The sequence below is a fragment of the Streptomyces bacillaris genome, from assembly GCF_003268675.1.
Classification (GTDB): domain Bacteria; phylum Actinomycetota; class Actinomycetes; order Streptomycetales; family Streptomycetaceae; genus Streptomyces; species Streptomyces bacillaris.
Map to the genome: position 1 here is coordinate 4,344,196 of NZ_CP029378.1, position 25,136 is coordinate 4,369,331.

The 25,136-nt window shown below is 70.5% G+C and carries 27 protein-coding genes, 1 tRNA gene and 1 pseudogene; 17 read left to right on the forward strand and 12 right to left on the reverse strand.

Annotated features, from left to right (window positions below):
- Positions 1-600 precede the first annotated feature (600 nt).
- Both DJ476_RS18855 and DJ476_RS18860 read left to right on the forward strand, forming a co-directional pair.
- The gene (locus DJ476_RS18855) at positions 601-1,167 is read left to right on the forward strand and encodes a DUF317 domain-containing protein (RefSeq protein ID WP_318294890.1); all 567 of its coding nucleotides are present in this window, start codon (positions 601-603) and stop codon (positions 1,165-1,167) included.
- The gene (locus DJ476_RS18860) at positions 1,109-1,564 is read left to right on the forward strand and encodes a VOC family protein (RefSeq protein WP_318294739.1); all 456 of its coding nucleotides are present in this window, start codon (positions 1,109-1,111) and stop codon (positions 1,562-1,564) included. Before DJ476_RS18855 ends, DJ476_RS18860 begins: the two co-directional genes overlap by 59 nt.
- 41 nt (positions 1,565-1,605) lie before the next feature.
- Here DJ476_RS18860 and DJ476_RS18865 read toward each other — a convergent pair whose 3' ends face one another.
- Positions 1,606-3,093, reverse strand: a complete 1,488-nt coding sequence (locus tag DJ476_RS18865; RefSeq protein ID WP_112491103.1) for a SulP family inorganic anion transporter — start codon at positions 3,091-3,093, stop codon at positions 1,606-1,608.
- 32 nt (positions 3,094-3,125) lie between these two features.
- On the opposite strand from DJ476_RS18865, the pseudogene DJ476_RS35665 reads away from it, so the two are divergent.
- Positions 3,126-3,509: pseudogene (locus DJ476_RS35665) on the forward strand (MerR family transcriptional regulator); the annotation flags it as partial.
- A 121-nt stretch (positions 3,510-3,630) separates the two neighbouring features.
- Here the strand turns inward: DJ476_RS35665 and DJ476_RS18875 are convergent.
- A complete protein-coding gene (locus DJ476_RS18875; RefSeq protein WP_070204384.1) occupies positions 3,631-4,029 on the reverse strand; it encodes a DUF302 domain-containing protein in 399 nt (132 codons plus the stop codon).
- Positions 4,030-4,188: 159 nt separating this feature from the next.
- Between DJ476_RS18875 and DJ476_RS18880 the strand changes: the two genes are divergently transcribed.
- The 3 genes from DJ476_RS18880 (at position 4,189) to DJ476_RS18890 (ending at position 6,720) form a co-directional block, all read left to right on the forward strand.
- Complete coding sequence (locus DJ476_RS18880; protein ID WP_112491105.1) at positions 4,189-5,553, forward strand: MBL fold metallo-hydrolase; 1,365 nt, start codon at positions 4,189-4,191, stop codon at positions 5,551-5,553.
- A 61-nt stretch (positions 5,554-5,614) separates the two neighbouring features.
- Positions 5,615-5,980, forward strand: coding sequence for a rhodanese-like domain-containing protein (locus DJ476_RS18885; protein ID WP_208853514.1), 366 nt, complete (start codon positions 5,615-5,617; stop codon positions 5,978-5,980).
- Complete coding sequence (locus DJ476_RS18890; protein WP_112491107.1) at positions 5,977-6,720, forward strand: sulfite exporter TauE/SafE family protein; 744 nt, start codon at positions 5,977-5,979, stop codon at positions 6,718-6,720. The genes DJ476_RS18885 and DJ476_RS18890 overlap by 4 nt, the downstream gene beginning before the upstream one ends.
- 44 nt (positions 6,721-6,764) lie before the next feature.
- On the opposite strand, the gene DJ476_RS18895 is transcribed toward DJ476_RS18890, so the two are convergent.
- Positions 6,765-7,052 (reverse strand): metal-sensitive transcriptional regulator, encoded by a 288-nt coding sequence (locus DJ476_RS18895; protein ID WP_010056191.1) that lies wholly within the window; start codon positions 7,050-7,052, stop codon positions 6,765-6,767.
- A gap of 83 nt (positions 7,053-7,135) precedes the next feature.
- Here DJ476_RS18895 and DJ476_RS18900 point away from each other — a divergent pair, with 83 nt between their 5' ends.
- Positions 7,136-7,711, forward strand: a complete 576-nt coding sequence (locus tag DJ476_RS18900) for a rhodanese-like domain-containing protein (RefSeq protein WP_103417929.1) — start codon at positions 7,136-7,138, stop codon at positions 7,709-7,711.
- Positions 7,712-7,804: 93 nt separating this feature from the next.
- A complete protein-coding gene (locus DJ476_RS36075) occupies positions 7,805-8,017 on the forward strand; it encodes a hypothetical protein (protein WP_162638755.1) in 213 nt (70 codons plus the stop codon).
- Between the two features lie 103 nt (positions 8,018-8,120).
- On the opposite strand, the gene DJ476_RS18910 is transcribed toward DJ476_RS36075, so the two are convergent.
- Together DJ476_RS18910 and DJ476_RS18915 are read right to left on the reverse strand one after the other, a co-directional pair.
- A tRNA-Pro gene (locus DJ476_RS18910) sits at positions 8,121-8,194 on the reverse strand.
- Positions 8,195-8,284: 90 nt separating this feature from the next.
- A complete protein-coding gene (locus DJ476_RS18915) occupies positions 8,285-9,223 on the reverse strand; it encodes a metallophosphoesterase (RefSeq protein WP_103417944.1) in 939 nt (312 codons plus the stop codon).
- 79 nt (positions 9,224-9,302) lie between these two features.
- On the opposite strand from DJ476_RS18915, the gene DJ476_RS18920 reads away from it, so the two are divergent.
- Positions 9,303-9,767 carry a GatB/YqeY domain-containing protein gene (locus DJ476_RS18920; RefSeq protein ID WP_019762656.1) on the forward strand — a complete coding sequence of 155 codons (465 nt, stop codon included), beginning with the start codon at positions 9,303-9,305 and terminating at the stop codon, positions 9,765-9,767.
- Positions 9,768-10,084: 317 nt separating this feature from the next.
- Here DJ476_RS18920 and DJ476_RS18925 read toward each other — a convergent pair whose 3' ends face one another.
- Positions 10,085-12,343: a transglycosylase domain-containing protein gene (locus DJ476_RS18925; RefSeq protein ID WP_103417945.1), complete on the reverse strand. Its 2,259-nt coding sequence runs from the start codon at positions 12,341-12,343 to the stop codon at positions 10,085-10,087.
- A gap of 635 nt (positions 12,344-12,978) precedes the next feature.
- Between DJ476_RS18925 and DJ476_RS18935 the strand changes: the two genes are divergently transcribed.
- On the forward strand, positions 12,979-13,329 hold the full coding sequence (locus DJ476_RS18935) for a WhiB family transcriptional regulator (protein WP_018489477.1): 351 nt from the start codon (positions 12,979-12,981) through the stop codon (positions 13,327-13,329).
- A 152-nt stretch (positions 13,330-13,481) separates the two neighbouring features.
- Here the strand turns inward: DJ476_RS18935 and DJ476_RS18940 are convergent, their stop codons facing one another.
- On the reverse strand, positions 13,482-15,068 hold the full coding sequence (locus DJ476_RS18940; RefSeq protein ID WP_318294740.1) for an ArsA family ATPase: 1,587 nt from the start codon (positions 15,066-15,068) through the stop codon (positions 13,482-13,484).
- On the reverse strand, positions 15,065-16,057 hold the full coding sequence (locus tag DJ476_RS18945; protein WP_112491108.1) for an ArsA family ATPase: 993 nt from the start codon (positions 16,055-16,057) through the stop codon (positions 15,065-15,067). The genes DJ476_RS18940 and DJ476_RS18945 overlap by 4 nt, the downstream gene beginning before the upstream one ends.
- A 72-nt stretch (positions 16,058-16,129) precedes the next feature.
- On the opposite strand from DJ476_RS18945, the gene DJ476_RS18950 reads away from it, so the two are divergent.
- The 4 genes from DJ476_RS18950 to DJ476_RS18965 all read left to right on the forward strand — a co-directional run bounded on the left by DJ476_RS18950 (position 16,130) and on the right by DJ476_RS18965 (position 18,672).
- On the forward strand, positions 16,130-16,288 hold the full coding sequence (locus DJ476_RS18950; protein WP_003967454.1) for a DUF4177 domain-containing protein: 159 nt from the start codon (positions 16,130-16,132) through the stop codon (positions 16,286-16,288).
- Complete coding sequence (locus tag DJ476_RS18955) at positions 16,288-16,758, forward strand: RidA family protein (protein WP_018489474.1); 471 nt, start codon at positions 16,288-16,290, stop codon at positions 16,756-16,758. The genes DJ476_RS18950 and DJ476_RS18955 overlap by 1 nt, the downstream gene beginning before the upstream one ends.
- A gap of 175 nt (positions 16,759-16,933) precedes the next feature.
- Positions 16,934-17,845 carry an NUDIX hydrolase gene (locus tag DJ476_RS18960; RefSeq protein ID WP_112491109.1) on the forward strand — a complete coding sequence of 304 codons (912 nt, stop codon included), beginning with the start codon at positions 16,934-16,936 and terminating at the stop codon, positions 17,843-17,845.
- Positions 17,842-18,672 (forward strand): MBL fold metallo-hydrolase, encoded by an 831-nt coding sequence (locus tag DJ476_RS18965; RefSeq protein WP_112491110.1) that lies wholly within the window; start codon positions 17,842-17,844, stop codon positions 18,670-18,672. The genes DJ476_RS18960 and DJ476_RS18965 overlap by 4 nt, the downstream gene beginning before the upstream one ends.
- 114 nt (positions 18,673-18,786) lie before the next feature.
- On the opposite strand, the gene DJ476_RS18970 is transcribed toward DJ476_RS18965, so the two are convergent.
- The gene (locus tag DJ476_RS18970) at positions 18,787-19,461 is read right to left on the reverse strand and encodes a Crp/Fnr family transcriptional regulator (protein ID WP_003967450.1); all 675 of its coding nucleotides are present in this window, start codon (positions 19,459-19,461) and stop codon (positions 18,787-18,789) included.
- A 349-nt stretch (positions 19,462-19,810) separates the two neighbouring features.
- Between DJ476_RS18970 and nth the strand changes: the two genes are divergently transcribed.
- The 3 genes from nth to DJ476_RS18985 all read left to right on the forward strand — a co-directional run bounded on the left by nth (position 19,811) and on the right by DJ476_RS18985 (position 23,107).
- The gene (gene nth / locus DJ476_RS18975) at positions 19,811-20,761 is read left to right on the forward strand and encodes an endonuclease III (protein WP_318294741.1); all 951 of its coding nucleotides are present in this window, start codon (positions 19,811-19,813) and stop codon (positions 20,759-20,761) included.
- Between the two features lie 110 nt (positions 20,762-20,871).
- Positions 20,872-21,816, forward strand: coding sequence for an NUDIX hydrolase (locus DJ476_RS18980; RefSeq protein ID WP_404827518.1), 945 nt, complete (start codon positions 20,872-20,874; stop codon positions 21,814-21,816).
- A gap of 91 nt (positions 21,817-21,907) precedes the next feature.
- On the forward strand, positions 21,908-23,107 hold the full coding sequence (locus DJ476_RS18985; protein WP_070204527.1) for a MarP family serine protease: 1,200 nt from the start codon (positions 21,908-21,910) through the stop codon (positions 23,105-23,107).
- Positions 23,108-23,221: 114 nt separating this feature from the next.
- On the opposite strand, the gene DJ476_RS35675 is transcribed toward DJ476_RS18985, so the two are convergent.
- The 3 genes from DJ476_RS35675 to DJ476_RS19000 all read right to left on the reverse strand — a co-directional run bounded on the left by DJ476_RS35675 (position 23,222) and on the right by DJ476_RS19000 (position 25,123).
- Positions 23,222-23,455, reverse strand: a complete 234-nt coding sequence (locus tag DJ476_RS35675; protein ID WP_078949752.1) for a hypothetical protein — start codon at positions 23,453-23,455, stop codon at positions 23,222-23,224.
- Between the two features lie 115 nt (positions 23,456-23,570).
- Positions 23,571-24,593: an alpha/beta fold hydrolase gene (locus DJ476_RS18995; protein WP_112491111.1), complete on the reverse strand. Its 1,023-nt coding sequence runs from the start codon at positions 24,591-24,593 to the stop codon at positions 23,571-23,573.
- Entirely contained in the window at positions 24,590-25,123 is a 534-nt protein-coding gene (locus DJ476_RS19000) for a phage holin family protein (RefSeq protein WP_018489467.1), read from the reverse strand. Before DJ476_RS19000 ends, DJ476_RS18995 begins: the two co-directional genes overlap by 4 nt.
- Positions 25,124-25,136: the final 13 nt, after the last annotated feature.

Sequence of the window (25,136 nt, forward strand, 5' to 3'; positions counted from 1 at the left end):
GTTGCGCATCCGGAGGGGCCATCGGTGCGTTTCAGCGAGCGCACTCGCGACAACCGAACCGTCCTATGGGGGACACGACTGGGCGTCTTTGTGCGAGGCGGTGAGGCCGAGCTGCACGTGCGCGATGCGCGAGCACTCCAACGCGGGCCCGCCGGCCTACGTGAAACCGACACCGACCAGCCCGGTGAGGATGCGCCCTGACTGGTCCCTGAAAGCGGCGCGATAGTCGCCGGTCCCCGGTTAGGGAAACCGGAGACCGGTGCTGGCCCTGCCTTCGCGAGCGGTCGCGCCAGATGTCGCTGGTGAAGGCGGCCTACTTAGCGGGGCGAATCTGTTCACTTTTCACCAGTTCGCCAGGGGCAGATATGAATTCCGCAGAAACGACTGGTGCGCTACGGCAAGGCATGTCAACGTACGACACCCAGCCGAGCATTCTTCCCCGAGTCCACGGAGGCGCCCCTGTACCCGCACCACTTCAACGATCCCTTCCGCCCCGGCGCGTCGGACCCGGTGTACTGGGTTACTCCGCGCCACCTGGCCGGTGATGACGGCGCTCTGGCCGAGCAGATCGGCGACACCTTGGTGGGCCTCGGTTGGCGTATGTGGCCGACCTCTCGCAACACCCTGCTGTTTGTGAGCCCGGACGGGCTGTGCGGCGCCGAGTGGATCCTTTCGGCCTACCCGTTCTCCTTGGGCGGACTGCCCGTCGCCTGGCAGTTGTCTGCCCGCCCTCATGCCGCCTCCGCGATGACGGAGTGGAATGCGTACTTCACCGCGGGCGTCCCGTGCGAGGCGCTCGCCGATCTCCTTGTCGTGATCGACGCCCGCGAGGCGCCTGATGGCGTGGGCGAGGGTCCCGAGACGGTCCTGAACGCACTCGCCGCACGGGGCTGGTACAGGGATGCGGACCGGCCCGGTACTACCGCCATGGCCCCGGGTTTTCCTGCAGCATGTCCCTGCAGGTGTTGCCGCCGCTCATCGAGGATGCCGACCCGCGCCCTGACCTGGTCGGCTGGCAGGCGTGGGCGGAACCCGCTCCGGGAGAACCGTATCTGTGGTGCGCGCTGGCGCCGTGGGGCTCTTGGGGTGTGGTGCCTGACTGCCTACGTTGATCGGTATATCGCCTGGTGCCTCCCTGCCCTCGGTCTGGCCGGTCCTGCACTATGACGACACGAAGGCGGCGCTGCGCTTCCTGGTGGACGTGCTGGGGTTCGAGCAGGTGGTTGCTGCGTCGGGTGAGCACGGCGGGATCGGGCATGCGGAGCTGAGCCGGCCTGGCGGTGGTGCGCTGGTGTTCGGCTCGACGAGGCACACGGACAGCGTGCACGGGCGGATGCGGGCGGGCACCAGCGCGGTCTACGAGGTGGACGCGGTGCACCGGCGGGTGGTCGACGCGGGCGGCGAGGTCCTCGAAGCGCCGCACGAGACGCGGCTCGAGTCGGGGGCTGCGGCGCACGTGTGCACGGTGCAGGACCCGGAGTGCAACCTGTGGACCTTTCGGCACCTATCGGGGTCCTACGTCGGAGTAGGGGCTGGGGAGAGACGACGGGACTCCGGCCGGTGAGGCGGGGTCCTGGGCTGTGGGGCTGCGGGTGCGGGGGTCAGTCAGTGGCTGGTGAGTTCGCCGGTGAGCTTGGAGTGGAGGTCGGCGCTCGGGTCGTTGAGGCCGATGATCTCCACGGTCTTGCCGCGTTGCTCGTACTTGGTCTCGATGGCGTCGAGGGCCGCGACGGAGGAGGCGTCCCAGATGTGGGCGGCGGAGAGGTCGACGATGATCCGGTCGGGGTCGTCGTTGTAGTTGAACTGCCCGACGAGGTCGTTGGAGGAGGCGAAGAACAGCTCGCCGGTCACGGAGTACACGACGCTGCTGCCGTCGGGGTCCGTGACTGCGTGGACGCGGGCGAGGTGGGCGACGCGCTTGGCGAAGATGATCATGGCGGTGACGGAGCCGACGACGACGCCGATGGCGAGGTTGTCGGTGGCGACCACCACGATCACCGTGATGCCCATGACGGCGATCTCACCGGCGGGCATGCGCTTCAGTGTCTTCGGGGCGATGGAGTGCCAGTCGAAGGTCGCGAAGGCCACCATGACCATGACGGCGACGAGGGCGGCCATGGGGATGTCGGAGACGACCGGGCCGAAGACGATGCACAGCACCATCAGGAACACCCCGGCGAGGAAGGTGGAGAGGCGGGTGCGGGCGCCTGAGACCTTCACGTTGATCATGGTCTGTCCGATCATGGCGCAGCCGCCCATGCCGCCGAAGAAGCCGGTGACGATGTTGGCGATGCCCTGGCCGATGGACTCACGGGTCTTGGAGGAGTGGGTGTCGGTGATGTCGTCGACCAGCTTCGCGGTCATCAGCGACTCCATCAGGCCGACCAGGGCCATCGCGAAGGCGTACGGGGCGATCGTGGTCAGGGTGTCCATGGTGAAGGGCACGTCCGGCAGGCCCGGCACCGGCAGCGAGGAGGGCAGTTCGCCCTTGTCACCGACGGTCGGCACCGCGATGCCGGCCGCGACCGTGATGACGGTCAGGATGACGATGGACACCAGCGGGGCCGGGATCACCTTGGTGACCTTCGGGAAGAACACCATGAGCGCCAGCCCGCCGATGATCAGCGGATACACCGCCCAGGGCACGTCCCGCATCTCGGGGACCTGGGCCATGAAGATCAGGATGGCGAGGGCGTTGACGAAGCCGACCATCACCGAGCGCGGGACGAACCGCATCAGCTTCGCCACGCCGAGCACGCCCAGGGCAACCTGGATGACACCGGCGAGGATGACGGCGGCGATCAGGTAGCCCAGGCCGTGCTCGCGGTTGAGCGGGGCGATGACCAGGGCGACGGCGCCGGTGGCGGCGGAGATCAACGCACGGCGCCCGCCGACGATCGAGATGACCACGGCCATGGTGAACGAGGCGAACAGGCCGACCGCCGGGTCGACACCGGCGATGATCGAGAAGGAGATCGCCTCGGGAATCAGGGCAAGCGCGACGACCAGGCCGGCCAGGATCTCGGTGCGCCAGACCTTGGGGTTGTGCAGCCAGTCGGGCTTGAGGCCGCGCAGCCGTCCGGTGGGAGTCACAGCAGCAGAAGACAAGGAGATGCGTACCTGTCGTGCTCGGGCACACCGGCAGACCGGCCGGAGGCGTGCGGGCGGAGGCGCGGGAGACCGGCCTGGTCATCCCCTCCGCCCGCTCCCAGGGCGGATTCCGCCTCTACACCGAGACCGACGTCGCCCGGCTCATGGTCCTCCGCCGCATGAAGCCGCTCGGCTTCACTCTGGACCAGATGCGCGATCTGCTGGAGGCCGCCGACTGCCTCGACGGCGACGACGCTCTCGAAGACGGCGAGCGCGAGGCGCTGCTGGAGCGCGTGCGGACCTGCCAGCAGGCCGCCGCCGAGCAGGTGGAGAAGCTGCGCATCCAGCTGGAACGTGCCGAGGACTTCGCCGTCACGCTGGGCGCCCGCCTGGAGCAGAACGCTCCTGCCGCCCGCTTCCAGGACCGCACCGCGCGCCACCCCTGGCAGGCATCGCCTTCCCTGCGGGCCGCCCCGGCCCGGGTGCGGCCCGGTCCAGCTGGTCAGTGCTCCGTCTGCGGGTGGTTCCCGGTGTCGGTGCTCATGCGCCGGTTCCCTTCAGGGAGGTGAGAGCGGCGTCCAGGCGGAGCGTGGCTTCCCGGGCCACGGGCGCCATCGCATCGAGTCCGGTCAGCGTGACCATGGTGCCGGGATCGACGGCCTGCACGACCACTTGGTCGCCCTCGGCGCGCACGACGACATTGCACGGCAGCAACAGGCCGATCGAGCGGTCGGCTTCCAGGGCCTGGTGTGCGAGGGGCGGGTTGCAGGCGCCGAGGATCAGGTAGGGCTCCATGTCATGCCCGAGCTTCGCCTTCAGCGTGGCCTGCACGTCGATCTCCGTCAGGACCCCGAAGCCCTGCTCGGCCAGTGCGTCACGGACCTCGCGCTGAACCTGCTCGAACGATCCCTTCACGCTCACGGTGCGGTCGTAGCCCATTGCCTGCCTCCTCGTTCGCGGGAGCGGTCGGCCGGCGACACGGCCGGTCCGCAGTACGGATGACTGCTGCCACCCAAGTCGAAATATACCCCGGGGGTAAGAGTGCTACGGTGGATTGCATACCCCGGGGGGTAATTTTCGTACGGAAGGAGCATCACGGTGTTTTTCGTTGACGTGATCGAGGTGAAGGGTCTGGGCAACCGCAGCTATCTCGCCGGCGGTCCGGCGGCCGCAGTGGCTGTCGATCCGCCCCGGGACATCGATCAGGTGCTGGCAGCGGCCGCCCGGCGCGGGGTCCGTATCTCGCACGTGGTGGAGACCCACATCCACAACGACTACGTCACCGGCGGACTGGAGCTGGCCCGGATCACGGGCGCCGCCTACCTGGTGCCCGCCGGTGCGCACGTCTCCTTCGCCCGCACTCCCGTGCGCGACGGGGACGCGGTCGATATCGACAGCACCGCCGACCTGGACCTGACGGCGATGGCGACTCCCGGACACACTCCGCACCACACCGCGTACGTGCTGCGGGAGGCGGGCCGGCCGGTGGCCGCGTTCACCGGTGGATCCCTGCTGATCGGGACGGTCGGCCGTCCCGATCTCGTCGAGCCCCGTCTGACCGAGGAGCTGGCGCGTGCCCAGCACGCCTCGGCGCACCGCCTGGCCGAAGCGCTGCCGGACGAGACGGCCGTGCTGCCCACCCACGGGTTCGGCAGCTTCTGTTCCTCCGCGCAGGCCGACGGCGACAGCACGACGATCGGCAAGGAGAAGGCGGCGAACGCGGCCCTGACGGTGGACGTGGACACGTTCGTCGCCGACCTGCTCGCCGGCCTGGAGGACGTGCCCGCCTATTACACGCATATGGGCCCGGCCAACGCGGGCGGGCCCGACCCGGTCGACATGACTCCGCCCGCGGTCGCCGATCCGCAGGAGATCGCGACCCGGCTCGCGGCCGGGGAGTGGGTCGTGGACCTTCGCAGCCGGATCGCCTTCGCCGAGGGGCATGTAGCGGGCTCGTTCAACTTCGAGCTGGACGGCAAGCTCGCGACGTATCTGGCCTGGATGATTCCGTGGGGCAAGCCCGTCACCCTGCTCGCCGAGAGTGCCGAGCAGCTGGCGGCGGCCCAGCGGGAACTGGTCCGCGTCGGCATCGACCGGCCCGCCTCCGCCGCGACCGGTGGCCCGTCGCAATGGCTGCGAGAAGGGGAGCGACCTGCCTCGTTCGCCCGCGCCACCTTCGCCGAGCTGGCAGGTCAGGACATGGACGAGATCGTCGTGCTGGACGTGCGCCGTGATTCCGAGCGCGCCGAAGGCCGGATAGCCGGCTCGGTGCACATCCCGATCCACCAGGTGCACCGCCGCATCGGTGAGGTGCCGGACGGGACGGTGTGGGTGCACTGCGCGGGCGGAATGCGCGCGGGCATCGCCGCCTCCCTGCTGGATGCCGCCGGTAGGCGGGTGGTGGCCGTGGACGACGGCTTCGACGCTGCCGAGAAGGCCGGGCTGACCGTCCTGACCGGCTGACCAGGCACCAGGCCGGCGCCCCCGCAGGGGGGGCGCCGATGAAAGATGAGGCGGGTATCTGATGTTCCTCTTCCGCAAGAGCCGGAAGCGCGTGTCCGTCGACGAGGCGCAGGCCATTACCGGCGGTGATCGGTCCGATGCCGTTCTGCTGGACGTGCGCGAGAAAGGCGAGTGGAGATCCGGGCATGCCCCCAACGCTGTGCACGCCCCGCTGACCGGCCTGGTTACGGGTGGGGCACTGCCCGCGACCGCGCAGGGCCGGGCGCTGGTGGTGATCTGTCGCAGCGGGCACCGCTCCCAGCAGGCCGCGAAGCTCCTGGCCGAACGAGGCGCGGACGCGGTGGACGTGGAGGGCGGCATGAACGCGTGGGCCGCCGCCGGGTATCCGGTCGTCGACGAGCGCGGGAACAGCGGCTCGATAGCGTGAGCACCCTCATACTCGCCCTCGTCGCCGGGGCTGTCATCGGACTGGCCCTCGGCGCCCTGGGCGGCGGTGGCAGCGTCCTCGCGGTCCCCGCCCTGATCTACCTGCTCGGTTTCTCCCCGGCCTCGGCCACCACCGCCAGCCTGATCATCGTCACCGCGACCTCCGCCACCGCCCTGTTCGCCCACGCCCGCGACGGCAACGTCGCCTGGAAGACCGGCGCCCCATTCGCACTCGCGGGCATCGTCCCGGCCTTCCTCGCCGGGGCCGCCTCCGGGCACCTGCCCGCCGCCGTACTCACCGCAGCGTTCGCAGCCATCGCCGCCCTGGCTGCCCTGCGCATGCTGCGCCCCACCGAATCGGCGCCGCCCGAGCGGATACGCCCGGCGAAAGCAGCCGTCACCGGAGCCGGGCTCGGTGCCGTCACCGGTTTCCTCGGCGTCGGCGGGGGGTTCCTCGCCGTCCCCGCCCTGGTCAGCGTCCTCGGCCTGCGGATGAGGCAGGCAGTGGGCACCAGCCTCCTGGTCATCACCGTCAACTCCCTGGCCGCTCTCACCGCCAGAACAGGGGCTGGAGGGGACGTGCGCTGGGAAGTGATCGCCCCCTTCACCGGAGCGGCGATCCTCGGTGCCTGGGACGGAAAACGCCTGTTCACCAAGATCAGCGGGCAGCGCCTCCAGCGCATCTTCGCCTACGTTCTGTTGGCGGTGGCGCTCTGGATGCTCATGGACGTCATCGTCTGAGCCGAGCGGTGAGCACCATCACCGCCGCGCTCCGGTCGGCCTCATCAGGCCAGGGACAGGAACAGCTTCTCCAGTCGGGCGCGCATCTCATCCCGGTCCTCGCCGGAGCGACTGCCGTCCTCCATCTCGGTGAGGCACTGCTGGAGCCCGGTGGCGATGATCGCGAAACCCGCCCGGTCCAGAGCCCGGGACGCAGCCGCCAGCTGCGTCACGACCTCCTCGCAGTCCCGCCCCTCCTCGATCATCCGGATCACCCCGGAGATCTGCCCTTGCGCACGGCGCAACCGGTTCAGAACCGCTTTCAGCTCCGCGCCCGCCAGATCAAGCTCCATCACCACTCCTCATCACATACCCCCAGGGGTAAATATACTCCCCCGTGCGGGAGCCCCGCCGACAGCAAAGGATGACACTCGCCATGACCACGCCCACCGCCCTCGGTACCGGTGAAGCCCGCACCCGCCTGCACGAACTGACCGTCATCGACGTCCGCACCCCCGGCGAATACGCCGCAGGTCACCTGCCCGGGGCCCTGAACATCCCCCTGGACCACATCCAGCGCGCCCTGCCCGACATCCGCGACGCGGCACACCGCAAGGACGTACTGGTCGTCTGCGCATCCGGTGCCCGCTCCGAGAACGCCTGCAAGATCCTCGCCGAGAACGGCATCACCACCACGACCCTCTCCGGCGGCACCGGAGCCTGGGCTGCCGGCGGCCACGAACTCCACCGTCCGCAGGGCTCGGCCCGCACCGTGTGGGGCATGGAGCGCCAGGTCCGCCTCACGGCCGGCGCCCTCGTCCTGCTCGGCCTTCTGCTCGGCGTTCTCATCCACCCGGCCTTCCAGATCCTGTCGGCCGGCATTGCTGGCGGGCTGGTCTTCTCCGCACTCACCAACACCTGCGGCATGGCTACGATCCTCACCAAGCTCCCGCACAACCGCCCCCGTGCCCACGACCTCGACCGCACGCTGGCGGAACTGCGCAGCCGCTGATCTGCGACGACATAAGGGCGGGGGCTCGGCCAACCGGCCCCCGCCCTTGAACCTGCCGCTTGGCACGTCACGTCAGCTCTGCGCGGAGGGCTCTTGCTCATCGACGTCACTGCGCCGCTTTCGGACGGGCCGCAGCAGTACGTACAGCGCCGCCCCCATGACGCCGGCCGCGAGAACCAGCAGGACGAGCCGGTCGGCCACCACAGCACCGATACCGGCAAGCCGCTCTTCCAGCGCGAATTCCGTATCGGTGCTGATCAGCGACGGCAGCGCCGACGTCCCGTCGAGGAGCAGAAACGGCCATGAACGGCATCTTCGGCACTCCTGCGCCTCCGGTGCGGCAGTAACGCACAAAGCCAGAGGGCCGGTACTGAAATCAGTACCGGCCCTCTGACCTGCTACTTAGCTGTCGGGGTGGCGGGATTTGAACCCACGACCTCTTCGTCCCGAACGAAGCGCGCTGCCAAGCTGCGCTACACCCCGATGTCCACCGGTCTCCCGGCGACATCGATTACTTTAGCCCACCTGCGGCCGGAGGCGAAATCCGCTTTCTTCGGCCCCCGGCCCCGCCCCTCAGTCCCGCCCTACGAGCGTCAGCAGCGTGACCTCGGGCGGGCAGGCGAAGCGGACCGGGGTGTAGCGGTTGGTGCCGCAGCCTGCGGAGACATGGAGGTAGGCGCGGTGGCCGCCCGCTGTGTGGGTGGACAGGCCCTTGACCCGGTCGGTGTCCAGGTCGCAGTTGGTGACCAGGGCCCCGTAGAAGGGGATGCACAGCTGGCCGCCGTGGGTGTGGCCCGCCAGGATCAGGGGGTAGCCGTCGGCCGTGAAGGCGTCCAGGGAGCGCAGGTACGGGGCGTGGACCACGCCGATGGAGAGGTCGGCGCCGGTCTCCGGGCCGCCCTGGACCTCCGCGTACCGGTCCCGCTTGATGTGCGGGTCGTCCAGGCCCGTGAAGGCGATCTCCATGCCGTCCAGCTTGAGCCGGCCCCGGGTGTTCGACAGGTCCAGCCAGCCCGCCTCGTCGAAGGCGTCCCGCATCGGCTCCCAGGGGTTGTGGACGGCGCCGACGACGGGCTCGTTGCCGTTGAGGCCGTGCTTGCCCTGGATCTTCTCCAGGAGGTAGCGGCCCGGGTTGCGCAGCCTCGGCCCGTAGTAGTCGTTGGAGCCGAAGACGTACACCCCCGGGAACTCCATCAGCGGCCCGAGCGCGTCCAGCACCTCCGGTACGGCATCCGGGTCGGAGAGGTTGTCGCCCGTGTTCACCACGAAGTCCGGGCGCAAGCCCGCCAGCGACTGGAGCCAGGCCCGCTTCTTGCGCTGGCCGCTCACCATGTGGATGTCGGACACCTGGAGGACGCGCAACGGACGTGCCCCGTGCGGGAGTACGGGAACGGTCACCCGCCGCAGGCGGAACGAGCGGGCCTCGAACCCGGCGGCGTAGGCGAGACCGGCAGCCCCGACCGCCGCGCCGACTGCCGTGACTTTCAGGGGGACTCCGTAGCGTGCGCGCATGCGTCCATCGTCGCAGACCCGGTGCGGCCCGAGGAAAACCGGAGGGCGGCGTACGCCCCGTACCTGTCACAATCACGGCATGACCACGCTCAAGTCCAAGCTCAAGGAAGACCTCCACACGGCCATGAAGGCGCGTGACGAGCTGACCTCGTCCACCCTTCGGCTCACCCTCACCGCGATCACGAAGGAAGAGGTCAGCGGCACGTCGGCGCGCGAGCTCTCCGACGACGAGGTGCAGAAGGTGATCGCCAAGGAGGCGAAGAAGCGCCGTGAGGCGGCGGAGGCGTTCGCCCAGGGCGGCCGGGCCGAGCAGGCGGAGCGGGAGAAGGCGGAGGGTGAGCTGCTGGAGCAGTACCTGCCCAAGCAGCTCACCGACGACGAGCTGAACGCGATCGTGGCGTCCGCCGTCGAGGAGGCCAAGGCCGCCGGAGCCGAGGGGCCGCGTGCCATGGGCGCCGTCATGAAGATCGTCAACCCCAAGGTGGCCGGTCTCGCCGAGGGCGGCCGCGTCGCCGCCGCAGTGAAGAAGCTCCTCGCGGGCTGAGTCCGTCAGGGGGCAGAAGGCTGAGTCTGTCGAGCTCCCCGCGGGCCGAGCCCGGTAGAGAAGCCGAGACCGCCGGAGTTCCTTGCGGGCCGAGTCCGTCAGGAAGCCGAGACTGCTGGAGTTCCTCGCGGGCTCAGCCCGGCAGGGAAGCCGGCCTGCCGAGCCCGGTGTGGAAGGCTGCCGAGCCCCTCAAGCCCAGCCCCTCAAGGGCCACTCAAGCCCAGCCCCTCAGGCCGCCCGGCCCACCGAGGGAGACGAAAAGGGGGCGCCCCGGTCCTTCGACCGGGGCGCCCCCTTTTCGTACGTACGTCTCCGGCTCAGGGGCCGGACCTGCCGCCGCCCCGCTGGTCCTGGTCCTCGCCGCCGCCGGGGCCGCCGATCAGGCCGGGCGGGAGCTGGATGCCGGGCGTCCGGTCGCGGCCGGGCTTGCCGTCCTCGCGGTCGCCATCGCCGCCACGGCCGCCCTCACGGTCGCCGTCACCCTTCTCCTTGTCCTCCTTCTCCTTCGCCCGGGGGACGGAGACGGGATTGAACGAGGGGGTCTCGGCGGCGTCGAGCGCGCCGGTCATGGCGATCTTCCAGATCGGGCCGGGGAGGCAGCCGCCGCAGACCTTCGGGTAGTACTGGCCGCCGATGGTGACGTTGAACATCGAGCTCTTCTCGCCGATGTCGTCCCCGACCCACACCGCGGTCGAGAGGTTCGGCGTGTACCCGACGAACCAGGCGTCCTTGCGGTCGTTCGTCGTACCCGTCTTGCCCGCGTTGTCCCGGTCGCTCAGCCCCGCCTGCGTACCGGTGCCGTCCTCCACCACGCCCTTGAGCATCTGGTTGATGGTGTCCGCCGTCTTCTCGCTCATCGCCCGCGAGCAGGCCGACTGGGGGACCTTGAGCTTCTTGCCGTTCGGGTCGGTGATCGACTCGATGGCGATCGGCGTGCAGTACGTGCCCCGGTTGGCGAACGCGGCGTACGCGGAGGCCATGGAGAGCGGGGTGCTCACCTCACTGCCGAGGGTGATCGAGGGCGCTTCCACGATCTTCTTGCCGTCGCCGCGCTCGTAACCGACCTTCTTCGCCATCTCCACGGTCTCGCAGAGGCCGGCCTTCTGCTCCAGCAGCGCGAAGTAGGTGTTGATGGACTTGCCGAGCGCACTGGTCATGTCCCAGGAGCCGGTCTCGGACTCCAGCTCGTTCTGCAGGGGCCACTCCGCGTAGCCCGCCGGGGAGCCGGAGCAGTTCCGGAAGTCCTTCTCCTGGAGGGTGATCTTCCAGTCCGTCGAGAACGAGGTCTCCGGGCCGATGCCCTTCTCCAGCGCCGCCGCCGCGGTGAACGGCTTGAACGTCGAGCCGACCTGGAAGCCGTACGTGCTGCCGCCCATCTTGTTGCTGACGGCGAGGTTGAGCACGGTCTCGTTCTGCTTCTGATCCAGGCCGTACGGGCGGGACTGGCCCATCGAGAGGATCTTGCCGCTGCCCGGCTGCACCTGGACCACGGAGGCCGCGAACTTGTCGTCCTTGTTCACCCGGGCGGTCGCGGCCTGGTTGGCGGCCTGCTGGGCGCGCGGGTCGAGCGTGGTCCTGATGGTGAGCCCGCCGAGGTTCCAGAGCTTGGAGCGCTCCTCCTCGGTCTCGCCGAACGCCGGGTCGGTCAGGATCGTCTTGCGTACGTAGTCGCAGAAGAACCCGGAACCGCTGACGGCCGTGATGCAGCCGTTCTTCGGCTTGCTCACCTTCAGCTTGATCGGGGTTTCCATGGCCTTGTCGGCCTCGGCCTGCGTGATGGCGCGGGTGGCGGCCATCCGGGCCAGCACGGTGTTGCGGCGCTTCGTGGCCTCTTCCGTGTCGTTGACCGGGTCGTAGCGGGTCGGTGACTGGACGATGCCGGCGAGCAGCGCGGCCTCCTCCAGCTTCAGGTCCTTGGCGCGCTTGGAGAAGTAGCGCTGGGACGCGGCCTCGACGCCGTACGCCTGCTGCCCGAAGAACGTGATGTTGAGGTAGTTCTCCAGGATCTTCTTCTTGCCCAGCTCCTCCTCGACCTGGATCGCGTACTTCAGCTCGCGGACCTTGCGGCCGATCGTCTGCTGGGTGGCCTGCGCGACCTTCTCCTGGTCGTCGCCCGCCTCCTCGACGAACACGTTCTTCACGTACTGCTGGGTGAGGGTCGACGCGCCCTGCGCGGTCCCGCCCGTCTGTACGTTGCGGTTCATCGCGCGCAGGATGCCCTTGAGGTCGACCGCCCCGTGCTCGTAGAAGCGGGAGTCCTCGATCGCGATGATCGCGTCCTGCATGTACGGGGAGATGTCCTTGAGCGGGACCACCGTCCGGTCGCGGGAGTAGACCGTCGCGATCGCACCGCCGTCGCGGTCCAGGATCGTGGTCCGCTGGCTGAGCGGCGGAGTCTTCAGGTTGGAGGGGATCTCGTCGAACCCTTCGACCGTCCCCTTGGCGGCGAGCCCCAACGCTCCGGCCGCGGGCAGCGCGATGCCTGCCAGGACAGCTCCGGAGAGCGCGGCGACACCGAGGAACTTGGCGGCCTGCTGGGTCGTGGTGAGACCCCCGCCCGAGCGCTTCTTTGGCATGAGGGCAGCCTAATCCGTAGTGATGAGCGTTCTGTAGGAACGGGGGGCCCTCGGAGCGTTCGCGTACCAGACCGTGACATCCGGCGGGGGTGACCGCACCCGAGACCGGGGGTGACCGCCTCGGAGGCATGGAGGCATGGAGGCACGGATGTGGCCGCTTCGGAGGCATGGATGGGGCCGCATGGCCATGACGGCAGGCGTCCGCGTTCTCGTGCCGACGTTGTCATTCGCCGGACAGGCGGACAGGCCTTGGCCTAAGCTGCTCTCAACTGTCACAGCTGTCCGGTTCCGTATCAACCCCCCTGCAACCCCATGCACCTCTTCTGGTCATTCTTCTCCCGGCCGACGCACAGGTGAATCGCACATCGCGGCGCTCCCGAAATCGCCCCGTGTGTCACTGAACGCCCCTTGCCATTCGGGTGTACTGTCCCGATTTCGCGGCGTTAGTCGTGCATGTCTTCCCCTCACTCCCCTGGGTGATCTGCCGCATACGCATAGTCCGTTCGGACCATTCAAGATTGGGCCCGAAGGGGGTGTTGTGCTGTCCCCGCCTTCCGTAACGTCCTCAACTGGCAGCGGTGAATATGCCGCTACCGCCGTGGGGGAGCCTCGATTCGGGAGAGGACGGCGCCGGCATGGGCTGGGTAACCGACTGGAGTGCGCAGGCAGCCTGCCGCACTACCGATCCGGATGAACTGTTCGTACAAGGGGCAGCGCAGAACAGGGCCAAGGCGGTGTGCACCGGATGCCCGGTGCGGACCGAGTGCCTGGCCGACGCGCTGGACAATCGCGTCGAGTTCGGCGTGTGGGGCGGAATGACGGAGCGGGAGCGCCGCGCACTGCTGCGCCGCCGGCCCACCGTCACGTCCTGGCGCCGCCTGCTGGAGACCGCACGCAGTGAGTACGAGCGGTCCACCGGCATGCTGCCCGCGGTGATCGGGCTGGAGGACGACGAGCTTCAGGAGACGTACGCCGCGGTGGGCTAGGCGCCCGCGCGGTTCGGAGGGGCAGGCAGCCCCGGAGGGCGGGCAGCTCGGGCAGGGCTGCCGGTTGATCGGATCAGGGCTGCCGGCTGATCAGGGCAGGATGCCCGCTGATCGTCGGGACTGCGGAGTACGGGAGCGCGGGGGGCCGAGGTCTACGCCGCTCCGGCCGGGGCCGGGGAGGAACCGGTCGCCAGTCGGTCGCCGATGGCCCGCAGGCCGTCCAGGTCGTGCACATCGCCCGGCAGCGCCGCCACCGCGGTCACCGGGACCTCGGGGTGCAGCTCGGTGAAGCGGTCGCGGGTGTGCTGTTCGCGCGCGACCACCTGCATGCGCTCGGCGTGCAGACGCAGCAGACCGGCCGTCAGTTCGTCGATGTCCAGCGGGGCTTCGTCGGCTTCGGTGGACGTGCCGGATGCGTCGGCGCCGCCTTCGGTGGTCGAGCCGTCGTCCGTCGTCCTGTCCGCGTCATCGGAGTCATCGGCGTTCTCGGTGCTCTTCGCGTGCTTCTTCTCGGGCCGGTTCGCGTGGTCGTGCTCGTACGTGGAGTCGTCGTGCTCGTGCCTGGTCTCGTGCTCGTACGCGGTCTCGTGGTCGTGCGTGGAGTCGTCGTGCTCATGTCCGTGCTCGGGGGAGAGCGGCGCGGCGGTTTCGGGGTGGGCGGCCGAGGGGGCGGGGGTCTCCCGGTCACCAAGGCCAGCCTTCCCGGTCGCCTGATCCACAATGCGGGCGTCGTCAAGATTTTCTGCGGCGGTCAGCGCCTGCTCGGCGGAGAGCCGGGACGCCTCGCTGCCGTGCGCCCGGTTGAGGACGAGACCGGCCAGCGGCATGTCCTCCGCCGCCAGCCGCTCCACGAAGTACGCGGCCTCGCGCAGCGCGTCCCGCTCCGGGGTCGCGACCACGAGGAACGCCGTACCGGGGGCCTGGAGCAGCTTGTACGTGGCGTCGGCGCGGCTGCGGAAGCCGCCGAACATGGTGTCCATCGCGGCGACGAACGTCTGCACGTCCCGCAGGAACTGGCCGCCGAGCAGCTTGCCCAGCGTCCCGGTCATCATCGACATACCGACATTGAGGAACTTCATCCCGGCCCGGCCGCCCACCTTCGCGGGCGCCATCAGCAGCCGGATGAACTTCCCGTCCAGGAACGAGCCGAGCCGCTTGGGCGCGTCCAGGAAGTCCAGCGCGGAGCGCGAGGGCGGGGTGTCGACGATGATCAGGTCCCACTCGTCGCGCGCCCGCAGCTGCCCGAGCTTCTCCATCGCCATGTACTCCTGCGTACCGGCGAACCCGGCCGACAGGGACTGGTAGAAGGGGTTCTCCAGGATCGCGCGGGCCCTCTCGGCGTCCGCGTGGGCCTCGACGGTCTCGTCGAAGGTCCGCTTCATGTCCAGCATCATGGCGTGCAGTTCGCCGTCGCCCGCGATGCCGTCGACCCGGCGCGGGACGTTGTCCAGCTGGTCGATGCCCATGGACTGGGCGAGCCGGCGGGCCGGGTCGATGGTGAGGACGACGACCTTCCGGCCGCGCTCGGCCGCCCGTACGCCGAGGGCCGCGGCGGTCGTGGTCTTGCCGACACCGCCGGAGCCGCAGCAGACGATGATCCGGATCCCCGGGTCGTCGAGCAGCGCGTCGGTGTCCAGCCCGGGAAGCCCCTCCGTGCCAGTGCCGGTGCCGCTTCCCGTGCGGGTGCCGGGTTCTGTGCCGGTGTTGATGCCGCTGCCCGTGCCGGTGCCCGTACTCATGAATCCGTCCCCCCTGATGAATCCGCCCCTTCCCCCACGCCCTGTTTACGGAGCTCCGTGGCCAGGTCGTGCAGGGCGGCGAGGTCCACCCCGTCGTCGGCCAGCGGCAGCTCGGCGGTCGGCAGGCCGAGGCCGGCCAGCACGGCACGCTGCTCGCGCTCCAGGCCGACGCGCTGGGCGTGCTCGGCGGCCTGCTCGATCAGGGGCCGTACGAGGGCGGCGGAGCCGGTCACTCCGGCGCGGGTCAGCGTCTTGGCGATCTCCTTGCGGCGGCCGGTCGCGGCGGTGCGCAGGGTCTCCTCGTCGACGACGTGCGGGCGGACCATGTTCACGATGACGTGGCCCACGGGGAGGTCGGCGGCGCGCAGTTCGGCGATGCCGTCCGCGGTCTCCTGGACCGGCATCTCCTCCAGCAGGGTCACCAGGTGGACCGCGGTCTTCGGGGACTTCAGGACCCGCATCACGGCCTGGGCCTGGTTGTGTATCGGGCCGATCCTGGCCAGCCCCGCGACCTCGTCGTTGACGTTCAGGAAGCGCGTGATCCGGCCGGTCGGCGGAGCGTCCATGATCACGTGGTCGTAGACGTACCGGCCCTGCTTGTCCTTGCGGCGTACGGCTTCGCACGCCTTGCCGGTCAGCAGAACGTCCCGGACCCCGGGCGCGATGGTGGTGGCGAAGTCGATCGCGCCGAGCTTCTTGAGCGCCCGGCCCGCGCCGCCGAGCTTGTAGAACATCTGGAGGTAGTCGAGGAGCGCCTGCTCGGCGTCGATCGCCAGCGCGTGCACCTCGCCGCCGCCCGGCGCGACGGCGATCCTGCGCTCCTCGTAGGGCAGCGCGTCGGCACCGAAGAGCTGCGCGATGCCCTGTCTGCCCTCGACCTCGACGAGGAGGGTGCGCCTGCCCTCGGTCGCGAGGGCGAGCGCGAGGGCGGCGGCGACCGTGGTCTTACCGGTACCGCCCTTGCCGCTGACGACCTGGAACCTGCTCACGTATTCGAGCCTAACCAGTCCGGCCCCGGGCTACGCACGGGACCGTCGGTGCCAGGCGTTACAGTCAGGCCCATGACCAAGTGGGAATACGCGACCGTGCCCCTTCTCGTGCACGCGACCAAGCAGATTCTGGACACCTGGGGCGAGGACGGCTGGGAGCTGGTCCAGGTCGTGCCCGGGCCGAACAACCCCGAGCAGCTCGTGGCCTACCTGAAGCGGGAGAAGGCGTAGTGGCGGGCGCCGTCGAGGCACAGCTCGCGGAGCTGGGCCTGACCCTGCCCGCCGTCGTGCCGCCGCTGGCCTCGTACCAGCCGGCCGTGCAGTCCGGGGTGTACGTCTACACCTCGGGGCAGCTCCCGATGGTGGACGGCAAGCTCGCCGTCACCGGCAAGGTCGGCGCCGAAGTGACGCCGGACGAGGCCAAGGAGCTGGCGAAGACCTGCGCGCTCAACGCCCTGGCCGCCGTGAAGTCGGTCGCCGGCGATCTGGACCGGATCAAGCGCGTCGTGAAGGTCGTGGGCTTCGTCGCCTCGGCCTCCGACTTCACCGGGCAGCCCGCCGTGATCAACGGTGCGAGCGAGCTGCTGGGCGCGGTCCTCGGCGACAAGGGCGTGCACGCGCGCAGCGCCGTGGGCGTCGCCGTGCTGCCGCTGGACGCGCCGGTCGAGGTCGAGGTCCAGGTCGAACTCGTCGAGGCCTGAGGGCCCCTTCTCGCACGTCTTCCTCGTACGTTCTCCTCGTACGTTCTCCGATCCCGTCCGGTCCCCGTGGCCGGGCGGGATCGTCGTGTGTACGGCGCGTGTCGGTCCGTGTCGCGGCGCTGTGATGATCACGGTGCCTCTCGAACATCGGCGCGGTTCCGGATAGCCTCCGGCCATGTCCCAAGGTCAGTGGTACCCCCCGGAATGGCCCGACCGGATCCGGGCGCTCGCCGCCGGTGAGCTGACGGCCGTGACGCCCCGGCAGGCCGCCACCGTGATGCTGCTCCGCGATCCGGGGCACCGGGCCCCGACGCCCGGCCCCGTCGTGCACATGCTGCGCCGGCGGACCTCCATGGCGTTCGCCGGGGGTGCGTACGCCTATCCGGGTGGCGGTGTCGATCCGCGCGACGACGACCGGCTGATCGGGTGGGCCGGTCCCTCCCTGGAGCACTGGGCCGCCCGGCTCGGCGTGGCGACGGCGGCCGAGGCGCAGGCCATCGTCTGTGCGGCGGTGCGCGAGACGTTCGAGGAGGCGGGGGTCCTGCTCGCCGGGGAGACCGCCGGGACCGTGGTCGGCGATACGACCGGGGCCGACTGGGAGGCCGACCGCGAGGCGCTGGTGGCCCGGGACCTGTCCTTCGCGGAGTTCCTGGACCGGCGCGGGCTGCTGCTCCGCTCGGACCTGCTGGGCGCCTGGGCGCGGTGGATCACGCCCGAGTTCGAACCGAGGCGGTACGACACCTGGTTCTTCGTCGCCGCGCTCCCCGAGGGGCAGCGCACCCGTGCCGTCTCCACGGAGGCGGACCGTGCGGTGTGGATCGCGCCGGGGGAGGCGGCCCGCCGCTACGACCTGGGCGAGCTGCTGATGATGCCGCCCACCGTGTCGACGCTGCGGGCCCTGACGCCGTTCAGGACGGCCGCCGAGGCGCTCGGGGCGGCGGATGCCCAGGATCTGACCCCCGTACTCGCGCAGGCCCGTCTGGAGGGCGATGAGCTGGTGCTGAGCTGGCCGGGGCACGACGAGTTCACCAAGCACGTGTCCCCTCACAGGCCCGTATCGGGCGAGGACGACGGGGGCGAGGCATGAGCGACGCAGCCGCCCTCCCGGGGCAGCCGCGCGGAGTGGTGTCCTCCGGGCCCGCCACCGCACGTACGGTCAACGTCCTCGCGCCGAACCCGTCCGCGATGACGCTCGACGGCACGAACACCTGGATCGTCGCGGAGCCCGACTCGGATCTCGCGGTCGTCATCGATCCCGGGCCGCTCGACGACGTACATCTGAGGGCCGTCGTCGACGCGGTGGAGCGGTCCGGGCGCCGCGTCGCCCTCACCCTGCTCACGCACGGCCATCCCGATCACGCGGAGGGCGCGGGCCGGTTCGCGGCGCTGACGCGGACGAACGTACGGGCACTGGATCCGGCGCTCCGGCTGGGGGACGAGGGCCTCGGGGCGGGCGATGTGATCACCACCGGCGGCCTGGAGCTGCGGGTGGTCCCGACGCCGGGCCACACCGCCGACTCGCTCTCGTTCCATCTGCCCGCCGACCGGGCGGTGCTGACGGGCGACACGATCCTGGGCCGCGGTACGACGGTGGTCGCGCACCCGGACGGGCGGCTCGGGGACTACCTGGACTCGCTCAGGCGGCTGCGTTCGCTGACGGTCGACGACGGGGTGCACACGGTGCTGCCGGGCCACGGGCCGGTCCTGGAGGACGCCCAGGGGGCCGTGGAGTTCTATCTGGCCCACCGCGCACACCGGCTGGCCCAGGTGGAGACGGCGGTGGAGGCGGGGCACCGTACGCCGTCGGAGGTGGTGGCCCGGGTCTACGCCGACGCCGACCGCTCCCTGTGGCCGGCCGCCGAACTGTCGGTACGGGCCCAGCTGGAGTACCTCGCGGGGCACGGGCTCATCTGAGGCCCCCTCTTATAGAGGCCTGCCCGACGTGAGAGGCCCCCTATAGAGGCCTGTTTGAACGTGAGGGGCCCGTGCCCACCGGACGTACTCCGACAGGCGCGGGCCCTCCGTGCGTCAGCGCGAGCGCTTCGCCAGCCGCTCGACGTCCAGCAGGATGACCGCGCGGGCCTCCAGCCGCAGCCAGCCACGGCCCGCGAAGTCCGCGAGGGCCTTGTTGACCGTCTCGCGGGAGGCGCCGACCAGCTGGGCCAGCTCCTCCTGGGTGAGGTCGTGGACCACGTGGATGCCCTCCTCCGACTGGACGCCGAAGCGGCGCGACAGGTCCAGGAGGGCGCGGGCGACCCGGCCCGGCACATCGGAGAAGACCAGGTCGGACATCTGGTCGTTGGTCTTGCGCAGGCGCCGGGCGACCGCGCGCAGCAGCGCGGTGGCCACCTCGGGCCGGGCGTTCAGCCAGGGCTGCAGGTCGCCGTGGCCGAGGCCGAGGAGCTTGACCTCGGTCAGCGCGGAGGCGGTCGCCGTACGCGGGCCGGGGTCGAAGAGCGACAGCTCACCGATCAGCTCTCCGGGGCCGAGCACGGCCAGCATGTTCTCGCGCCCGTCGGGCGAGGTGCGGTGGAGCTTCACCTTGCCCTCGGTGACCACGTACAGGCGGTCACCCTGGTCGCCCTCGTGGAAAAGCGCGTCGCCGCGCGCGAGGGTCACCTCACTCATCGAGGCGCGGAGCTCCGCGGCCTGCTCGTCATCGAGCGCCGCGAAAAGCGGGGCGCGCCGCAGAACGTCGTCCACGAGTTCTCTCCTTGTCGGCCTGTTCAGGGAACCGTGGTCCCCATCATGCCGGACGGTAAAACAGTGCGATCAATCACAAACCAGTTTGACGCACGGGCGTGCCGTTCCCTACGGCAGGGGGCCGATCGGGGGTGGATACGCGGTGACCGGGGCGGTTGTCAGTGGCGGGCTCTAGGCTGGCCGGGTGTCCAGAATGCCGGGGAGAACGCGGACCGAAGGGGCTGATGGGGTGTCGGAGAAGCGCGATTCCGCTGTGGGCGAACACTCCCCGGTTCGCCCGGAGAGTGCCGCAAATGGCTCCTTGGGAGGGCCGGGGAAGCCGGTCCGCGAGACGGCCAGGAGGCCCGCAGTGACATCGTCGAAGTCCGGGACGAGGGCCAAGGCCGCCAAGGCGCCGACCAAGGCGTCTGCCGAAGCGCCTGCCAAGACCCCGGGGGCCGCCAAGGTGGGCAAAACGGCCAAAGCCGCCAAGTCGAATAAATCGGCTAAACCAGCTAAAGCGGCCAAGGCCCCCGAGGCCGTCAAGGTCCCCAAGGGCGAGTCGCACCTCGCGCTGGTCCGCCGCGCCCGCCGGATCAACCGGGAGCTGGCCGAGGTCTATCCGTACGCCCACCCCGAGCTGGACTTCCGCAACCCCTTCGAGCTGCTCGTCGCCACGGTCCTCTCCGCCCAGACCACCGACCTGAGGGTCAACCAGACCACCCCCGCGCTCTTCGCCGCCTATCCGACGCCCGAGGACATGGCGGCGGCCGTCCCGGAGGAGATGGAGGAGCTGATCCGGCCGACCGGCTTCTTCCGGGCCAAGACCAAGTCCCTCCTCGGCCTCTCCGCCGCCCTGCGGGACGACTTCGGCGGCGAGGTCCCGGGCCGTCTGGAGGATCTGGTCAAGCTGCCCGGCGTCGGCCGCAAGACCGCCAATGTCGTTCTGGGCAATGCGTTCGGAGTACCGGGGATCACTGTCGACACGCACTTCGGCCGCCTGGTGAGGCGCTGGAAGTGGACGGACGAGGAGGACCCGGTGAAGGTCGAGGCGGTGGTCGCCGACATCTTCCCGAAGAGCGAGTGGACGATGCTCTCGCACCGGGTGGTCTTCCACGGCCGCCGCATCTGCCACTCCCGTAAACCGGCCTGCGGTGCCTGCCCCATCGCCCCGCTCTGTCCTTCGTACGGTGAGGGGGAGACCGACCCGGAGAAGGCCAGGAAACTGCTGAAGTACGAGATGGGCGGCTATCCGGGCCAGCGGCTCAGCCCGCCCCCGGACTTCCCGGGCAAGCCCGCTCCCGCGCTGGGGGCCGCCTGAGGGAGCTGAGGGAGCGTCGCATCGAGCGCCCGCCCGACGAACCACGGAATGGCTCGGAACGAAATGGCCGACGACAGGCGTTGTGAAACCAGGGGAACGAGGGGGTGCCCATGACGCACACGCAGACCGACGCACACGCGGACACCCGCACGCCCGAGAACCGCATGCCCGGGAACGGCATGTCCGAGAACCGGCCATCCGGGAATCGCCCGCCCGTCACCCGCGCGGACGACACCCGTACGGCGGTGAACCGCCCCGCGGCGGACCACCCGCCGACGGACCGTACGGCGGCCGAGCGCCCCGCGACGGACCGTACGGCGACGGAGCGCGCGGCAGCGGACCGTGCAGCGGCCCCAGCAGACCATACGGCGGCCACGGCGGACCGTACGGCGGTCGACGTGACCACCGCCGGTCTGCCCGCCTGGCTCGACCCCGTGGCCGAGGCCGCCCGCAGCGTCCGCCCGCACCAGCTCAGCCGCTTCCTGCCGCCCGAGAGTGGCGCGGGCAGGCAGTCCGCCGTCCTGGTCCTCTTCGGCGAGGGGGCACGCGGCCCCGAGCTGCTGCTCATGGAGCGCTCCGGCACCCTGCGCTCCCACGCCGGCCAGCCCTCCTTCCCCGGCGGCGCGCTCGACCCCGAGGACGGCGACCAGGCCACCACCGGGCCGCTGCGCGCCGCGCTCCGCGAGGCCGAGGAGGAGACCGGCCTCGACCCCCGGGGCGTCCAGCTCTTCGGCGTGCTGCCCCGGCTCTACATCCCGGTCAGCAGCTTCGTCGTGACGCCCGTCCTCGGCTGGTGGCGTGCGCCCAGCCCGGTCGGGGTAGTGGACCCGGCGGAGACGGCCCGGGTCTTCACGGTTCCCGTGGCGGATCTCACGGACCCGGCCAACCGGGCCATGGCCGTCCACCCGAGCGGGCACAGCGGCCCGGCCTTCCTGGTCGAATCGGCTCTGGTCTGGGGATTCACCGCCGGAGTGATCGACCGGATCCTGCACTACGCGGGCTGGGAACGCCCCTGGGACCGGGCGAGACAGGTGCCGCTCGACTGGCGCGCATGACACCCTTGCTGTCCTGCTGCGCTGTACCGGGCCCGGCCCGGACCCCGTCACCCCCGACGGGCCAGGTGACGAAACTGCGAGGCTATTGACGGTGAACGTGCTGGACATCCTGCTGCTGCTCGCCGCCGTATGGTTCGCGGTCATCGGCTACCGACAGGGTTTCGTCGTCGGCATCCTGTCGGTGATCGGCTTCATCGGCGGCGGTCTGATCGCCGTCTACCTGCTCCCGATCATCTGGGACCGGGTGACCGAGGGGGCGGAGGTCTCCACCGCGACCGCCATCGGGGCCGTCGTCGTCGTGATCGTCTGCGCCTCGATCGGCCAGGCCTTCACCACCCACCTGGGCAACAAGCTCCGCAGATACATCACCTGGTCGCCCGCCCGCGCGCTGGATGCCACCGGCGGTGCCCTGGTCAACGTGGTGGCCATGCTGCTGGTCGCCTGGCTGATCGCCCTGCCGCTGGCCCGCACCTCGCTGCCGACCCTCGGCAAGGAGGTCCGCAACTCCTCGGTCCTCCTCGGGATCTCCCGGGTGATGCCCCAACAGGCGCCGCCGTGGTTCCGGGACTTCTCCTCCGTCCTCGCGCAGAACGGCTTCCCGCAGGTCTTCAGCCCCTTCGCCAACGAGCCGATCACCGACGTCCAGCCTCCGGACCCGGCCCTCGTGGGCAGCCCGGTCGCCGCCCGCGCCAAGAAGTCGATCGTCAAGGTCGTGGGTACGGCCCCGAGCTGCGGCAAGGTCCTCGAAGGCACCGGCTTCGTCTTCGCCGAGCGCCGCGTGATGACCAACGCCCATGTCGTCGGCGGTGTCGACGAGCCCACCGTCCAGATCGGCGGCGAGGGCAGGCTGTACGACGCCAAGGTGGTCCTCTACGACTGGCAGCGCGACATCGCGGTCCTGGACGTCCCCGACCTCCGGGCCACGCCCCTGGAGTTCACCGGCGACGACGCGAGGACCGGCGACAGCGCGATCGTCGCGGGCTTCCCGGAGAACGGCGCCTACGACGTGCGCTCCGCCCGCGTCCGCGCCCGTATCGACGCCAACGGCCCCGACATCTACCAGCGCGGCACCGTCGTACGCGACGTCTACTCCCTCTACGCGACCGTCCGCCAGGGCAACTCCGGAGGCCCGCTGCTCACCCCGGACGGAAAGGTGTACGGGGTGGTGTTCGCCAAGTCCCTCGACGACCCGGACACCGGTTACGCCCTGACTGCCGACGAGATCCGCGAGGACATCGAGATCGGCCGCACGGCCAACCAGCAGGTCGACAGCCAGGGCTGCGCCCTCTGAGGTCGGCTGCGAGGCTCCGAGGCCGGTCACGGGCGCTCCGTAACCGATGAAGACCCCCGCCGGTCAGCGCAGGCGGATCGGCGGGGGCGGGGTGGTCAGGAGGTACCGGAGAGTTCAGCTGCGGGGGTGGCGCAGCCGCGCCGAGACCCAGCGGGCCCGACGGCGGAGGATGCGCGAGATCCCGAGCCGGTGTTTCCCGGGCTGGTGAGCCCCGGGCCGGTGATGATGAAGGTCCTGCACATCGTGCACCCGGCCCAGAGGGCCGCCCCCCTCATGAGTGCTCGCACCGGCTGTCGCGGTGGAGCGGCGGTTGCGTGCTTCGTCAGTGAAGTCGTGCGTCCAGCCCATACCCCGACGTCTGCCCGTGACCCAAGGTCGGTAATCGTGCGCGAGTCAGCCAATTGGCTTATGCGGCAGGCAAGTGGCTGTTCGTCGGACAGCCGTGCCCCGGGCGGGTGCGCGGCTACCGGTCGGGCTCGGGATCCTTGAGCCAGTTGATGAGTTCGGTGGAGAAGCCGATCGGATCCTCCTCGTGGGGGAAGTGACCGACACCGTCGAAAAGTCGCCACCGGTAGGGCGCCTCGACGTACTGCCCCGACCCCGCCGAACTCCGGGTCCGGACCGCCGGATCGAGTGACCCGTGCAGGTGCAGCGTGGGGACGCGGACGGGCCGCTTCATCCGCCGGTTGAACTGGACCCCGTCGGGACGAGCCATCGAGCGGACCATCCAGCGGTACGGCTCGATCGAGCAGTGGGCGGTCGAGGGGATGCTCATGGCCCGCCGGTAGACGCCCAGGGTCTCCTCGTCGGGGAACTCCGGGTTCCGGGGCCCGGCCCACTCCTCGACCAGCCGGCCCACCAGGGCGGCGTCGTCCGCGACGAGCTGACGCTCCGGCAGCCAGGGGCGCTGGAAGCCCCAGATGTACGAGCCCGCCCGCGACTGGGCGAAGTCCGACAGCATTGAGGAGCGCCAGCGGCGCGGGTGCGGCATGGAGGAGACGGCGAGGCGGCGCACCAGTTTGGGCCGCATCACCGCGGCCGTCCAGGCGAGGTAGCCGCCCAGATCGTGGCCGACCAGGGCCGCGTCCGGCTCACCGAGGGAGCGGATCACCCCGGTGACGTCGAGCGCCAGGTTGGCGGGGTCGTAACCGCGGGGCGTCCGGTCGCTGCCGCCCACCCCGCGCAGGTCCATCGCGACGGCCCGGAAGCCCGCCTCCGCGAGGGCGGGCAACTGGTGGCGCCAGGTCCACCAGAACTGCGGGAACCCGTGCAGGAGCAGGACCAGCGGCCCCTCGCCCATCTCCGCGATGTGGAACCGCGCCCCGTTGGCCGCCACATCGCGGTGGGTCCAGGGGCCGTCGAGCCGTACGGGGCCTCCGGCACCGGCCGGGCCGGCCGGACTCGTCGATGCGCCCGCCGGGTCGACCGAGCCCGGCGGGCGCGCCGCACCCGCCGGGCCGAATGCGCTGGAATCGGGAACCGTCATGTGGACGAGCGTGCCACAGAGGCGGCCTTGTCCCCGCCCGGCAGGCTCTCGACGCCCTTGCCCGCCGCGAGGCTGGAGCCGGAACGCCTGAGGATCGCGTCGGCCTCGATCGCCGGGCGCGGGTGCGGCTTGGCGTTCTGCAGGACGGCGGCGGTCTGCTTGGCGGAGGCGATGGACTTCTCCGGCGGCTTGATCTTCTTGAACTTCCGCAGCCCGATGAAGCCGATCAGGGCCGCCAGCAGGATGAAGGCGCCCGCCACGATCAGGAACGACCAGGCCAGGCCCAGGCCCAGGTTGTGGATCCCGTACGCCGCCGCGAAGCTCAGCATCGGCATCGTGAAGAGGAGCAGCACCCCCGCGGCGATGAACGCGGCGCTGCCGATCGCCCCGCGCTTGACGTCCTGGCGCACCTCCGCCTTCGCCAGGGCGATCTCGTCGTGCACCAGCGCGGACATCTCGGCCGTCGCCGCGGCGACCAACTGCCCGATGCTGCGGTCCGTGCTGCCCGCGTAGTTGCCGGGGTCGCTCATCCCTGACTCCCTC